A 14544-nucleotide genomic window follows, 5' to 3' on the forward strand; every position below is an offset into this window, starting at 1 on the left:
AGCCTCAGGATGAGGGGCGCGGATGCGTGCGCACGCGTGCACGCTCGCGATACAGACGGCTGTCGGCGCGCTGCAGGGTGTCGGCCACCGTCTCGCCGGGTGCATGGTGGGTCGCGCCCAGCGAGAAGGGTGTGGGTGACTGCCCGGCATGCTGCGCATACCACTGCTCCAGCGCGGCCAGCCGTCCCGGTTCCGGTGCAGTCAGCACCACCATGAACTCGTCGCCACCCATACGCACTACGCTTTCCATTGACCCCAGTGGAGCGCGCAGGAAGGCGGCGAACTCCACCAGCACCGTGTCACCCCGTGCATGGCCCTGGGTGTCGTTGATCTGCTTGAAATGATCCAGATCGAACATCAGGCAAGCCCAAGGCTGGTCGATCAGTTCGTCCAGGCGGGGCAGGAAGCGGCGGTTGTAGCTCTGGGTGAGGGGATCCTTGAAGGACATCTCGCGCAACTGCTGTTCCTGCATCCGCAGTGCGGTGACGTCCTGCGCATGGCCGAGCACGTAGGGTGGGGTGGCCTCGTTGTCGAGCACGTTGTGATACGCCCAGAAATGCCGGGTACCATCGGCGGCGATCAGCTCGATGACGCCGGCATCGGTGTGGTTGACTGCGATGCGTTCCAGATACGCCTTGAACGCGGCCCGCTTCTCCGGCGGCATCAGGTCGCACAAGCTGCGCCCGATCATGTAGCTCTCATCGAAGCCCAGTGACTGCACGGCCGCTGGGTTCACCGAGGTCAGCACGCCCTCCAGCGTGTGGGTGCAGATCAGGCCAAGGCTGTAGTGGAACAACCGCCGGTAGCGGGTTTCGCTTGCTTCCAGTGCATCCAGCGCGGCGCGCTCCTCGGTGATGTCCTGTATGGCCCCGACCAGCCGCGGCCGGCCATCGACCTGCTGCCGGCCTCCAACCACGCGGGTCCAGATGGCTCGTCCGTCGGCGGTGGTCATCGGCAGCTGCACCTCCCACGACGTGCCTTCATCGATGCAACGCTGCACCGCCGTGCGGATGATGTTTCGGCTGTCCTCGCGATAGAACGAGAGCGCAGTTTCGAGCGTCGGTTCGAAGTTGCTGCGCACGCCGTGGATCTGCTTGGTTTCGCGGGTCCAGCGGACCTCGTTGCTGACCAGGTCCATTTCCCAGCCACCCACCCGGGCCGCGCGGTTGGTGCGCTCCAGGAAGTCCTCGCTGCGCTTCAATTCGCGATGCAGGGCCTTGGCCTGGCCGACCTGCGCCATCAGCGTGCTGCGCTGCTCCAGCACCTGGGTGGTGACCCGGGCCAGATGCACCATCAGTTCGCGTTGCGAAGGCGACAGCACGCCGGGCATCGGGTCGAGCAGGCACAGTGTTCCGATGCGTGCGCCGTGCGCCGAGCCCAGCGAGATGCCCGCGTAGTGACGGATGCGCGGGCCGCCGGTCACCAGGGGATTGGTAGAGAAGCGAGGGTCCTGACGCGCGTCCGGAATCTCGAACAGCGTGTCCTGCTGTATGGCATGGGTGCAGAATGAAATCTCGCGCGCGGTTTCGCTGACACCTTCCAGCCCGATGTTGGCCTTGAACCACTGGCGCTCGTCGGCCACCACCGAGATCAACGCCATGGACATGCCGGTGGCGGCGCGGGCGGCGGCGACGATGGCATCGAACACCGGCTCCGGGGGCGTATCCAAAAGGTGCAGTCGTTCGATTTCGAGCAGTCGTTCGGCTTCGTCCATGGCGCTTTTCAGGGCTGGGTGGCGAGGGCGGTTGCGGCGGCTGTCTGGCGCTAAGCTAGTGCACGCGCCGTTATGTATCGCCACGGCGGGGTGATGCGGATGTGAGGTGGGCGCGCCGGCTCAGTGCTGTTGCAGCGATGCCTGCAAGGCGGTGGCCAGAGCGGCGTCTCCGGATACCAGGTCCTGCCAGCGCAGTGTGATGCCTTTGCGCCACCCCTTCTCAACCAGCTTGAGGCCCTCAGGGGCCACGGTGAGAGTGTAGGGTTGGCCGTCGATGTGCAGTTCGCGGCGCAATGGTTTGTCGAGCGGGGTCATCATCGTTTCCTCGCTGGGGCGGAAGCGCGACGTGGCTGGATCGATACGTGACGGTGATCACGGATGTGCCAACGCCAGGGGAAATCAACAGCGCGGGTGATGCCGATGCGGGGCCCAACCACTGGATCCTCCGGCGGCGGCACGCCATCGCTGGCGATGACAATGCCGTGGTTGCCGGTCACCAGATCAGCGCCGTCGAAGCTGCGGTCCAGCCCGAAGGCCTGCGAGAGCTTGCCGGGCCCGCTGGCCAGATCGTGGTCGCGGCGCGCGGCGGGGCGCAGTTCGCGCATGCGCTCCAGGCCCGCCAGCGGCTCGATGGCCCGCAGCAGCACCGCCACGCCTTCACCCACTTCGCCGCAGACAACGTTGCTGCCCCAGTGCATGCCGTAAGTGAAGTAGACATACAGGTGGCCGGCCTCGCCGAACATGCTGGCCGTGCGCGGGGTCTGCCCGCGATAGGAGTGTGCGGCCGGATCGACACTGCCCGCGTAGGCTTCGACTTCAACGATGCGACCGGCCCGGCTATCGTCACGGACCAGGAGTTTGTTGAGCAGCTCGGGCGCAACCTCGACGGGCGGGCGCCGGTAGAAGCTGCGGGGGAGGATCTGAAGAGCGGCGGGCAACCAATCCGGCACGGTAGAGGCAGGCTCGGGTAAACGGTGATGGCACTGTGGCACCAAACAGGTGAAACGGGCGCAGACGCAGTGTCATTCCTGCGCAGGCGGAACGGCCAGTGCGGCGCGGCGGGAGGCATAGACCTCGGGTGTCTGCGGCTTGATGAACAGTGCCACCAGTTCCGGATACTCACGCTTCACGGCTGATTCGATGCGGGTGATGCACGCCTCGATCTGCGGTGTCTTACGGTCATCCTCGAACTCGGCGCTGAGCATGGCCACGACCTGTTCGGGGCCCATCTGCATGGTGGTCACGCCATTTGCGCGGCGCAGGTCCGGGTCGGTTTCCGCCACGGCCATGATCCGCTCGGCCACCGCCGGATGGGCTGGCTCACCCACCAGCAGTCCCTTGGTTTCGCGTGCAAGAAGAAAGGCGGTGGCGGCAAGCACGCCGGCGATGCACAGCGACGCCACACCATCAAGCACCGGCATGTCCAGCATCTGGGCAGCCACGAGCCCGATCAGTGCGAAACCCAGGCCCAGCAGGGCCGCGCTATCCTCCAGCAGCACGGTGAAGGTGGACGGGTCCTTGCTGCGACGGAAGGCTTCGAAGTAGCCCAGTTTGCCCTTGGTACGCCGGAACTCCCGTAACGCGACCCACCACGAAGCCCCCTCGAACAGGATGGAGATGCCCAGCACGCTGTAGCTCAACGCGTGGTTGGTGGCCGGCTCCGGCCGGCGGATGTGCTGGATGCCCTCGTAGGCCGAAACACCGGCGCCGGCGGCGAACACCAGCAGGGCGACGATGAAGCTCCAGAAGTACAGCTCGCGGCCATAGCCGAACGGATGCACGGGGTCTGGCGCCTTGCCGGCGCGGCGCAGGCCGTACAAGAGCAGGAGTTCATTCAATGTGTCGACCAGCGAATGCACGCCCTCACTGAGCATGGCCGAGCTGCCGGAGATGCCGGCAGCAATGAACTTTGCGATGGCAATGGCCAGGTTGCCCGCGAGGGCGGCGTAGATGACCAGACGGGAACCGGTGGGGGCAGACATTCGGGTGTGGGTAGATACAGTCGGAGTGGCTCATCCTCCGCGCCTGGCCGTGCTCAGCACGTCGACGGCCTCCGCGTGGCGGGGCGAGAAGGGCTGCGCCCACCGTCGACGTTTCCCCGAGCAAGTGCATCCGACACCGTGGCTTCAGCTGCCATGCATTTTCTTGGGCAGTTTTTCCTTTGGCGCGATCTTGGGAGGGGACGTCGAAGAACGTGGCGCATACTCGGCCAAAGGTGTCGCCGAGGGAGGCGTTGCGTACCACGTCACCACATCGCTGGCCGGGATCGGAACAGAGCGAGATGGCTTCTTTGGCGTCCAACCGGACTCTGCAATGACCATGTGGCTACCAAGGCGATTGAGAACGAAGACATCGTGAATCTCATAGAGTTCCTTCCCTGAGCCTTGGACCGTGCTGCATGAAGCAATGACCGAAGCGGCCTTGGCGATGCGGCAACCTTCACTTGATACAACAACATTCTGATGCGGGCGCAGGCCCAGTTGGAACGTCGCCGCAGCACGATCAAGTGCCTCGAACATAGTGCCTGCCATTGAGAGCAGATAGATGATTGTAATAGATGCGGCGATAAGCCTCTGCTGCATGGGCAGAGCGCGAAGAGACAGAAAGAGGAAGTGGAGCAAAGGGAGCGCGAGATAGATACACACCAGTTCGGCGGTGGTTAGATTCTCTGCGGCTGAATGCGTGCCGAAAACTACAAGGGTCAAGAAAGGAAAGAAGAAGAGGTAGAGCCCTGTCGAGAACGCAACCAGTCTCAATGACCATGCGATGCGGCTGACCGGCTTGGATGCATCGCGCTTTAGAAGGATAGGGGCGAACGAAAGCAGCGCGCCAAGAAGCAGGAGTAGCGGAAGTGCCCACAAATTTTGCTCGCCAGTTTCAGTGAACAACGCGGCCCAGAGGAAAATTAGAGCGATGACGCCGCCCACCAGTAGCAGCAGCAAGCTGAGTCCAGTGGGTGCAACCCAAGGCCCATTGCTATTCCTGGGGCTGAGCTTGTCTGTGATGGCCCCGGCCGCATGCCACTCGCGCAACAAAGCGACGGGTAGCAAAGCGTAAACAACGAGCAGAACTATCATCAAAGCCGAGAATGCGACAATGGCAATTGCAACCAGCCCGAGGTCGGTCAGCGTCATTGCAGGCAGATATCGAACACGCCAGAAGAACGCGACCATTACGAGGGTGCCGAGCAGCAGGAACAGCCACTTGTGCGTGTAGATTTCAACAAGCAACTTTGAAATCGCTGGCCAAAGTGGGCGGGGCGGTGGCGGGGTCGTGTAGGGGTAGGGCGGTGAGAAAGACAATCTGGTTCTTCCATGGGGGGAGTTCCAAGAAGAAGTATCGGCTGCAGGGCGCTTTGCTTGAATGTTCGATCTTTGCAGGCAGCCGCATCGTTCGCTGCGGCCAAGAACCGAGCACAGCTTGGATGTTGATGTGCACTGGCACTGATGCAACTGCGCCAATGCAAGCTACAGGCGTGGCAATGATGACTTCCTGGAACTAATGCGAGTCAGTCAGGGCAGTTCTGCCCTTGGAGTTGCGGCCAGCGGCCGGCACTACCCCATCACCCGCCCAATGGCATCGGCCAGCAGCGCCCGCACCCGTTCCGGCGGCAGGTCGGGATCGCGCACGGCGCGCATGGCCAGACCTTCCACCAGCAGCCGCAGCAGCAGGGTGCGGCCTGCAATCTGCTCTTCGTCCACGATCCGGCCCTGATCGACATCGCGCTGGCGCAGCCAGGCATGGATCGCGGCGCTGGTCTGCTTGTCATGGGTACGCAGCACCTCGGCCAGCACGGGGTCGCGGTGTGCCTCGGCGTTGATTTCCGCATACAGGGCCACGCTGGCAATGGCATTGCCGTGGATCGGCAGCACCTCGCCGCGTGCCCATTGCTGGTAGCACTCCAGCAGCCCATCAATCAGATCGGACGCCACCGGCATCTCGCCGATCGAGGCCTGGTCGTGACGCAGCTGGCGCTCGATCAGGGCCAGGATCAGGGCGCGTTTGTTGGCGAAATAGCGGTACATCAGCCCTTGGCTGATCCCAGCCTCGGCGGCGATATCGCCGATGGAGCCGGCATGGAAGCCGCGGGTGATGAAGCACTTCTGTGCGGCGTCGAGGATGCGCCGGCGCTGGGCTTCGGCATGGGCGTCAGCGGGTACGGCTACGGCGGTTTTCGGCGTCATTGCGTGAAGTCGGGGCGTCCAGAGGCGGGATAGTACGTCACAAAAGGTGTGAATGAACGGTCATTCATTTGTAATTCCCGCCTCCCAGACTGCGCCGGCCTTCTCCTTCCGCGAATGAGTCCGATGCGCCACGCCCTGCTGCACCGCCCGCTGCTCACCCTCGCCATTGCCGCCGCACTGCCGGCGCTGGCCCATGCCGAAGACAGTCCCAGCGCCGACGCCGAGGCATCCGCCGATGCCGCGCGCACCGTGGTCGCCCTTGACCAGGTGATGGTGACTGCGCAGAAACGCGCCACCAACCTGCAGGAGACCCCGATCTCGGTATCGGTGGTCGATGCCGAAGCGCTGAAGGACCGCAGCGCGATTTCGCTGGGCAGCTTGTCCGATGGCTCCATCCCATCACTGCGGGTCACGCCGTTCGCTACCCGCAGTTCCGCGCTGAACATCGGCATCCGTGGCATCGGTGCCTCCGGCGACGCCAACCAACCGGCCCGCGATGCCGGCGTCGGCATCTATGTCGATGGTGTGTTCATGGGCCGTGCGCAGGGGCTGGGCAGCATGCTCTACGACGTGGAGCGCATCGAAGTGCTGAAGGGGCCGCAGGGCACGCTGTTCGGCCGCAACACCGAAGGCGGTGCAGTGAGTATCGTGACCAAGCAGCCGACCGGTGAATTCGGCGGCAGCGTCAGTGCCGGTGTGTCCAACTTCAGCGGCTACAACAGTGCGCTGCACCTGGATCTGCCCAGAGTGGGCGATGTCAGCTTCAAGATCGACGCCGTGCAGGCCAAGCGCGGTGGCACCACCGACAACCCGATGCGCGGCGAGCGGGACTTCAACAGCTACGACAAGCGTGGCGCACGACTGAGTGCGCTGTGGCAGCCGAGCGATGATTTCTCGCTGTTGTACGCGTTCGACCGTTCCTACGACGCCACCACGCCGTACCACACCCAGGTGCTGGTGCCGGGCGCCTACCTCAGCCCACTGCAGAAGGCGGGTGCCAGCCTGGACCGCCGCGACAGCGCCATCCTCGGTGGACCGCAGGAAGACAACATCGGCTGCACCAGTGGCCATCTGTTGAACCTGTCGTGGGTGTTGAATGACAACCTTGAGCTGAAGTCGATCAGTTCCTACCGCGAACTGACCCAGGGCCAGTTCGACATGGGCCTGGTCGATGCGATTTCCGCCTATGGTGGCGCAGGGACGCCGTTCGGTCGTTACAGCCTGGCGCAGGTCTACCAGCACCAGTACAGCCAGGAGTTCCAGCTGATCGGCAACACCTCGCAGGTGCAGTTCCTTGGCGGTGCGTTCTACTACCACGAGACTGCCGGTGACAATGCGCAGACCCCGAACATGCTGGTCTGGGGGGCGGGTGGCAACAGCTACACCGTGAATCCGGCGACCAACCCGCTGGATCTCTCGCGGGTACGCATCGATCGCGCCAGCAAGGCCTGGACCGACAGCCTGGGCGTCTTCGGCCAGGCCACGTGGACCCCGGAAGCGATGCAGCGGCTGCACCTGACAGCGGGTGGCCGCTATACCCGCGATGACAAGAAGGGCAGCCTGTACATCGTCAATGGTGCGGCGACCAACCTTGCGTTCAAGGATCGCTGGAGCCGTTTCGACCCGATGGTCAATATCGCCTACGACCTCGGCGAGCACGCGATGGTCTATGCCAAGTACAGCACCGGCTTCAAGGCCGGCGGTGCCAACTCGCGCTCGACCAACTACAGCGCGTTCGGTCCTGAAGAAGTGACGGCCTATGAGCTGGGCTTCAAATCGCAGTTCTGGGACAACCGCGCGCGCCTGAACCTGGCGGTGTTCGATTCGACCATCGCGCACAAGCAGATGGACTTCTCGCTGCCGTTCGACCCGAACAGCGGGGAAACCCGCACCACCATGGTCACCACCAATGCACTGAGCGATGGCAGGTCGCGCGGCGCAGAGCTGGAGTTCAACGTGATGCCGGTCGACAACCTCACCCTCGGCCTCAACTACGCCTATACGAAGATCGACGCGCAGACCGCGACGGACCCGTTCGGTGCAGGGGTGCAGGTAACGGTCCAGCCGCTGCTGGCGCCGAAGAACGCCGGCAGCCTGTCGGTCGACTACCTGGTGCCGTTCGCGAACTTCTCGGCACTGAAGTTCCATGTGGACGGCAACTGGTCCGATGGCTACTACACCAGCGAGTACGACCAGATGCTGACCGACAGCTCGTTCGTGGTGAACGCACGGGTGGCGCTGGTGGATGTGCCGGTCAACAGCACTGGCACCACCATGTCGTTCTCGTTGTGGGCACGCAACCTGCTCGATGAGCAGCACCTGTTCTACAAGATCAACAGCGCGGCGCTGGGCCAGAGCGGCATCTTCAACGACCCGCGTACCTTCGGCCTGGAAATGGCCGTCAACTTCTGATTCGAACGGAGAATTCCATGAAGCACCGCTCTACCGAACTTGTCCTGGCCCTGATGCTCAGCCTGCCGATGGCTGCGACGGCTGCTGCCGCTGATGCGCCGCAGGTCGCCGCCGCGAAGCCGACGGCCGTTGCGAACGTGAAGCCCGTCGCTGCCGATGCGCAGCGCGTGATCCCGCTGCAGGGCGCCTGGAACGTGCGTACCTTCGCCGGCCTGCAGGGCCGCCACGGTCCGATTCCGGCCGATGCGTTCGTGCGCACCGCAGACCTCGGCCGCCTTACCGATGCCGACCGTGATGCCCTGGCCGCGGCCGGCGTGAAGCTGGATATCGACCTGCGTACCGCCGATGAAGAGGCGCAGTCGCCGGACCTGCTGGCCAGGGATGATCGCTTTGCCTACCAGCGCATTTCGCTGATGGGCACCGAGAAGATGGACCTGCAGAAGATGATGACCAGTTTCCCGGATTCGCTGGGCGAAGCCTATGTGCAGTGGCTGGGCTACAGCCAGCCGCAGTTCAAGCAGGTGTTCCAGCGCATCGCCGCGCAGCAGGACGGTGCCGTGCTGTTCCATTGCACGGCCGGCAAGGACCGCACCGGCATCATCGCTGGCCTGCTGCTGGACCTGGCGGGCGTGCCGAAGGCCGAGATCGTGCACAACTACGCGATCTCCGCGCACTACCTGGAAGGGCAGCCGAAGGACAGCGCGATGAACGCGCAGATCATGGCGCTGGTCAAGCAGAACCCCGAGATCGCCCGCAAGATGGCCGGTATGGCCGGTACCGCACCGGACAACATGGAGCAGTTCCTGGCGGCGTTGCACAGCCAGTATGGTGGTGCGGAAGGGTACCTGAAGTCGATCGGAGTGAGCGAGCAGGAGATCCAGCAGTTGAAGGTGCGGCTGGGGCAGGCTGGCTGAAGACTGCCAGGCTGAAGGCAGGTGCCGGACAGCCCGGCACCTGCCGTGCGTCATCACGGCTGCTGCGGTGCTACCAGGATGGCGGCATCCAGTACCGGGAAAGTCTGCGGTGCCTGGCCGGACGATGCGACCAGGCGGATCTCCAGCGTGGTCGTTCCCCCATCGGCGGCATTCAGTGCCTGCAGGGCCCCCAGTTTCTGCGGCAGCGGCACCGCGAACGTGGTTGGGTGGCTGTGATCCATCCCGGCCATGGTCGGCCCGAAGAACGATACGGTGCCGGCGTAGTACGGACTGTCGGCCGCCACGGAGGCGGTGCCCGCCGGTGCGTTGATCAGCACGTCGAACTCGCGCGTATTGTTCAAACCGCGTGGTCGCTCCAGGGTCACTTCGGCAATCAACTGGCGCGGGCCCGATGTGGTCAGGTGCGCGCGCACCGCCTCATTGGGGACAGCCACGCGGACGGCGCCATCGGAGCGTGTGCCGCGCACCAGCCGCACCGCGCCGGCAGCTGCTGGCAGCGTGACCGCCTCCAGCATGTCGTTGCGGCGCGCGTAGACGTAGTCGTAGTCGAAGGCCGTGGTGGAGAAGAACGCGCTGGCCGGACGCTCGCCAACGGGCTTGCCCTGTGCATCGACGAAGAACCGGAACGGTTCGTTCATGAACTGGCGCCGCTGGTCGACATTGACGGGCATGATCGGCTTGCCGCGGGATTGCTGCAGCTGGTTCCACACATCCCACAGGCGGTCCATGTTGGCGTGGTGCAGGTAGAAGATCGGATCGAGTGGTGACAGGAAGTTGGTCATGTTGCCGTAGGGGCCGGGATCGACCGCGCCGACGCCACCGATGCAGTTGTGCACCTTGTTGTGCGGGAATCCTTCCAGTACCGAGAATTTCGTGGCGCCGTCAGGCTGCACCACGTGCGAGGCCGTACGCGAGCTGGTGAAGCTGCGGCTGACATCGTCGTTGTAGAACTCGACCGGCGACAGCCCCGCGTGGATGGTGTCGGGAGACACGGCCGAAGCGGTCTTTGCATCGAAGCCGGGATTCTCGCGCCAGAGGTAGCGGGCGCCGCAGGTGATCGCATAGGCCGCATTGCCCGAGATGCCGGTCTTTTCCGCGACGCTGTAGCCGGTCACATCGTTCCAGACATCGTCTGCAGTGAGGTAGCCGCGGAACTTGAGCTGGCCGCGCTGGCCTGCATCCAGCGTATCCCAGTAGCGCTGCAGCGCCGGGCGCATGAATCGGGTGAAGACCGCCAGGTTGCGCGTATACGGCGCATAGGCGCCGTCAGTGGGCGTCAATACGCCGTCGAACATCGCTGGGGGAATCCGTGGCAGCTCGGTCCAGTCCCAGTAGGGCATGGCGAACTGCGGATCACCACTGAGCGTGCGGATGGTCTGTTCGAAGTAGCCGACATAGCCCCGGTGCCAGACGTAGAACCACCAGTTGCCGTGCGGGCAGTCCATCAGGTGCACGAAGGCGTTGCGGAACCAGTTGCGTGGATCGTCTGCCGGCAATGCCAGCATGGCCTTGATGCCGCGTGCATAGCTGGCCAGCATGCGCTGGCCTTCGGGGCTGGTGACGTTGTAGCGGTGGTAGCGTGCCTGCGCGGCCTTTCCGGCCGGTGCGGCGCCGCTGGCCCAGGCCCCGGGTGCTACCAGTGACGCCAATGAAGCGCTGGCGGTGGTGGCAAGAAAATCACGACGTGTGTAGCGCATAGCCTTCCCCTGGTGATTGGTTGAACCGCGTTGGGTTACAAATCACTGGCAGGGCCGGCGGCAGCGTGGCGGCCGGCCCGACGGGGACATCCAGCCCCGCCGCTTCCACCGGCAGGTGCAACGATGGCCGGGGTGGAAGCGGCGGTAGTATAGGCATGGCAAACAGAGCTGATCTGCGAAGCAGGCCACAGTCGCAGGCGCGTACACATCTGCCCGGCTGAAGCTGTTCACCGTCGTCGTTGCGGCGTTGTCGATCAGCCAGGCATGGCCTGGCTCTACGGGTCGGGTTTCACCCTTGCCACCCGTTTCCGGTACTCGTACACGTTGTCACCGCGTATGCGCTTTTCCTCGGTGCCGGTGACCCGGCCCACCTGCTGGTCCGAACCGGTCACGGGCTGCGCCTCGATTTCGGTCTCGTGCTCGAAGGAATGCGATTTGTCGGTGTTGCGGTAATAGCGGTACAACGCCCAGTACAGCGCGGTTGCGCCGGCCGGACCTGCCGCCAACAGCCAGAGGCCACTGTCGTCGCTCATGTCGATGCCACCAGGAAGGCAATTGCGAGGGCTTCAATGACGGTGCCGGTGGCAAGGGCCGCCAGCAGCATCTTCCATTGCTGCACGGGCACGCTGCCCATGGTTTCGCCGGTACGGCCGTTCACCGCGATGTAGTGCAGCATGCCGCCGTTCTTGCCAGGCTGATGGTACGAGTACAGCCAGACCGGCAGGTACATCGACACCCAGCGGGTGCCATGCACCTCCAGCTGTTCCTGCTCCCAGCGCACGCCGCGGTTGTAGCGCTTCACCGAGCCTTCCACCTGTGCGCGGGCAATCGACAGCAGCTGGTCTTCCAGCCGCGGCCGCAGCTTTTCCACATCCAGGTTGCGCTTCTCCGAAGTGAAGCCGGCCAGGTAGGAGGCGTTCCATTTCACCGCGTTCTTGGTATCGAACGGCAGGATGGTGTTGATGATGTTGTTGGTGTTGGCGCGGGTATCCAGGTTGCCGCGCTCGGCCGAGGATTCCAGCGGAAGATCGTCGACGGTGAAATCGACCTGGCGTTCGACCTGGTAGACATCGGCGTCGTAGAGGGTGCGCTTGTTCTTCTCGCTGCCGACCGTGTACTCACGGGTCTTGATCTCGCCTTTGCCGGCCACCGCAGCGCTGACATTGCTGTCGACGATCATGTAGGGCAGGAACACGCCCACCACGTTTTCCGGGGTGAACTGGTCCTTGAACGCTTTCAGCGCGAACATCCGGCGCTTGTCGACGAACTGGCGGATGCGCGCGACCGCGTCGTCCTTCTTGATATGGAAGGGCAGCACTGCATCAGGTACCGCGCCATTGCTGATCTGTTCGTTGACGCCGAATACGTGGCGGCACCAGTGGCAGCGCGCCGTCATCGTGCTTTCGGTATTGACCGTGACTTCGGCGCCGCAGCCGGTGCACTTGAACGTCATCAACGCCGAGGTGTCGGCATCGATGTCGCGTGCGCCGGACGCGATGACGGTGCCGCGCAGCTGGTCGATGGCTTCGCCCAGCCCGAATTCCTCCTCGACCCGCGCGCCATGCCATTCGTGACGGCAGTACAGGCAGACGAGGATGTCGGTGCCGGCCTTGGGCCGGATGTCGGTGGCGCCGCACTTCGGGCAGCGGTTGAGGCCGTCCTTCAGCTCGCTGGCCGAGGTATCGATGGCCACGGGATCGGGCGCTTCCACTTCATCGCGGATGGCCTGCGGCAGCTTCGAGGTGTCCAGCGGGAAGCTGCCGGGCAGGGGAGGGACGTCCTGCGGCGAACCGGGCCCATCCAACGACGACGCCGGCAGGGGCGGCGGCGTCGCGGGCCCGGATCCGGGCAGCGGCGGTGGGCCGTTTCGGGGATCGGACATGTTCGTTGTGCGTCCTGCTGTTACAGGCCCAGTGCCTTGGCTTTCAGGGCGTCATAGTCGCTCTGGGTGATCAGGCCCAGGTCCAGCATTTCCTTGGCCTTCTTCAGCTTGGCGACCGGATCGTCTGCCGCCGGGGTGACCGGCTGCTGCATGCCACCCACACCGAACATGCCCGACGCCATGCCGACGCCGACCAGGCCCGCCGCGCCGCCGTTCTCACCAGCCGACTGGATGCCCTGGGCGACACTGGCCTGCAGGTTGGAATTGCCGCGCGAACCGGACAACGCATCGGCGCGCTGCACGGTCTTCAGCAGTTCGCGGGTATTGGCGTCGTACTCGATCGAGACGATGGCGGTCTTGACGATGGCCAGGCCACGGTCCGACTTCCACTGGTAACCCTGTTCGACGGCGGCCGACAGGCTCTGCGCGAAGCCCAACGAGTCCTGCTGCAGCTTGGTGATGCGGTTGCCCTTGCTGGGATCGTTCGTATACAGGCTGAAGGCCGGCGCCAGCGAACCGACCACTTCATTGAACAGCTGGCTGGCAGCGGCGTTGTCCAGATCGGTGAAGTCGAACACCTGGCCCGGCCGCAGGTAGCTGGCCGGTACGAAATTCTTCACGAACAGGATCGGGTCGACGATCTTCAGCGTGTACGAGCCGCGGGTGATCGCACCGACCTGGGTATTGAGGAAACCGTCGTCCCAGTAGATTTCCGACTGGGTGCCGAAGCGGTTGTCCGGCAGCTCCTTCAGCGAGACGAAGTAGGCCGCCTGCTGCGCGCCCGGCTGGCCACCGAACTTGAAGCGCTCCCAGCTCTGCTTGATGAAGGTGCTGACCAGGCCGTCGCCGGCGAAGATCGACTGCGAGTTCAGATCGTCCGAACGCCACTCGTAGCCGCCCGGCTCGGCAACAAACGCGGTGATCGCGCCGTCCTGGAGCAGCAGCAGACCGTAGCCTTCCGGCACGATGATCTTCGAGCCATTGGTGATGATGTTGGACGAGCCGCTGGTGTTGGAGCCGCGGCCGGCATTGGTGCCCTGCGGCACCGCCGCGAACAGGGCCGCCGTGGACGGCAGGCCCGCCGGCACGGTGTAGAAGTCCTTCCACTGGTCGGCCAGCACACCGCCAACCGCACCCTTCACCGCCTGTACCAGACCCATGACCAACTCCCTGTGATTCGAGGGCAGGCACCATGCCTGCCGCGCTGGACTGAATATAGCAGTGGCCGGGGGCGGCTGTGGTGCCGGTGGGTGAATGCCGTCTCTGCCTTCGACCGCTTGTGCCGCGAATGGCTCAGCAGGTCCGGGCAGTAGATTGATCTGGCGTCAGGGCGCCCCACCGGGACATAATCAGCCCGCCTCGAGCGAGGCAATATGAAATTCAGAGTATCAACGGACGAACAGGGGGATTCATGGATGTTATTCGCGTTCTGGTTGAAGAGCCTTCCGAAGGCAATGTAAGAAACGGCCTGGCGTCGATGCGTTCGGGCATGGCACGTGTGGTTGAAGTAGGTGCCATGGAAATGGATGATAGTGTCCGGAAGATGGCCGAACATTTCTCGAAGATGCTGGAGGACGGCTTTTTGGCCTCGACTTCAGTCGTTGTGGATGAAATCGAACTTTCGTTGGCCGTAACCGCAAGCGGCGGCGTTGAGTTGCTCGGGAAGTTCTCTGCTGGGACCCAGGCGGGGCTTAAGCTCAAGCTCAAGCGGAAGGGCTGA

13 protein-coding genes are annotated in these 14544 nt (G+C 64.0%); 3 read left to right on the top strand and 10 right to left on the bottom strand.

Features of this window, described 5'->3' with window-relative positions; all coding sequences use genetic code 11:
- Positions 1 to 4 precede the first annotated feature (4 nt).
- From ACX9OT_RS03785 to ACX9OT_RS03810, 6 genes are all read right to left on the bottom strand, one after another.
- Positions 5 to 1714, bottom strand: coding sequence for a sensor domain-containing diguanylate cyclase (locus ACX9OT_RS03785; protein ID WP_459001009.1), 1710 nt, complete (start codon positions 1712 to 1714; stop codon positions 5 to 7).
- A gap of 120 nt (positions 1715 to 1834) precedes the next feature.
- Entirely contained in the window at positions 1835 to 2029 is a 195-nt protein-coding gene (locus tag ACX9OT_RS03790; RefSeq protein ID WP_180844326.1) for a hypothetical protein, read from the bottom strand.
- Positions 2029 to 2664, bottom strand: a complete 636-nt coding sequence (locus ACX9OT_RS03795) for a DNA-3-methyladenine glycosylase (protein ID WP_132810191.1) — start codon at positions 2662 to 2664, stop codon at positions 2029 to 2031. The genes ACX9OT_RS03790 and ACX9OT_RS03795 overlap by 1 nt, the downstream gene beginning before the upstream one ends.
- Positions 2665 to 2736: 72 nt before the next feature.
- On the bottom strand, positions 2737 to 3696 hold the full coding sequence (locus tag ACX9OT_RS03800; protein WP_132810190.1) for a cation diffusion facilitator family transporter: 960 nt from the start codon (positions 3694 to 3696) through the stop codon (positions 2737 to 2739).
- A 144-nt stretch (positions 3697 to 3840) separates the two neighbouring features.
- Positions 3841 to 4944 carry a hypothetical protein gene (locus ACX9OT_RS03805; protein WP_180844325.1) on the bottom strand — a complete coding sequence of 368 codons (1104 nt, stop codon included), beginning with the start codon at positions 4942 to 4944 and terminating at the stop codon, positions 3841 to 3843.
- Positions 4945 to 5268: 324 nt separating this feature from the next.
- On the bottom strand, positions 5269 to 5898 hold the full coding sequence (locus ACX9OT_RS03810) for a TetR/AcrR family transcriptional regulator (RefSeq protein ID WP_180844324.1): 630 nt from the start codon (positions 5896 to 5898) through the stop codon (positions 5269 to 5271).
- A 123-nt stretch (positions 5899 to 6021) separates the two neighbouring features.
- On the opposite strand from ACX9OT_RS03810, the gene ACX9OT_RS03815 reads away from it, so the two are divergent.
- The gene (locus ACX9OT_RS03815) at positions 6022 to 8310 is read left to right on the top strand and encodes a TonB-dependent receptor (RefSeq protein WP_459001012.1); all 2289 of its coding nucleotides are present in this window, start codon (positions 6022 to 6024) and stop codon (positions 8308 to 8310) included.
- 17 nt (positions 8311 to 8327) lie between these two features.
- Positions 8328 to 9224 (top strand): tyrosine-protein phosphatase, encoded by an 897-nt coding sequence (locus tag ACX9OT_RS03820; RefSeq protein ID WP_459001014.1) that lies wholly within the window; start codon positions 8328 to 8330, stop codon positions 9222 to 9224.
- A 53-nt stretch (positions 9225 to 9277) separates the two neighbouring features.
- Here the strand turns inward: ACX9OT_RS03820 and ACX9OT_RS03825 are convergent, their stop codons facing one another.
- From ACX9OT_RS03825 to ACX9OT_RS03840, 4 genes are all read right to left on the bottom strand, one after another.
- On the bottom strand, positions 9278 to 10942 hold the full coding sequence (locus ACX9OT_RS03825) for a tyrosinase family protein (protein WP_459001016.1): 1665 nt from the start codon (positions 10940 to 10942) through the stop codon (positions 9278 to 9280).
- Between the two features lie 275 nt (positions 10943 to 11217).
- The gene (locus ACX9OT_RS03830) at positions 11218 to 11475 is read right to left on the bottom strand and encodes a hypothetical protein (RefSeq protein WP_071228322.1); all 258 of its coding nucleotides are present in this window, start codon (positions 11473 to 11475) and stop codon (positions 11218 to 11220) included.
- On the bottom strand, positions 11472 to 12824 hold the full coding sequence (locus ACX9OT_RS03835) for a TFIIB-type zinc ribbon-containing protein (RefSeq protein WP_459001018.1): 1353 nt from the start codon (positions 12822 to 12824) through the stop codon (positions 11472 to 11474). The genes ACX9OT_RS03830 and ACX9OT_RS03835 overlap by 4 nt, the downstream gene beginning before the upstream one ends.
- Positions 12825 to 12844: 20 nt before the next feature.
- Positions 12845 to 13984: an SPFH domain-containing protein gene (locus ACX9OT_RS03840; RefSeq protein ID WP_180844322.1), complete on the bottom strand. Its 1140-nt coding sequence runs from the start codon at positions 13982 to 13984 to the stop codon at positions 12845 to 12847.
- 251 nt (positions 13985 to 14235) lie between these two features.
- On the opposite strand from ACX9OT_RS03840, the gene ACX9OT_RS03845 reads away from it, so the two are divergent.
- A complete protein-coding gene (locus ACX9OT_RS03845; RefSeq protein ID WP_152906899.1) occupies positions 14236 to 14544 on the top strand; it encodes a Pepco domain-containing protein in 309 nt (102 codons plus the stop codon).

The organism is Stenotrophomonas genospecies 3, assembly GCF_054473855.1.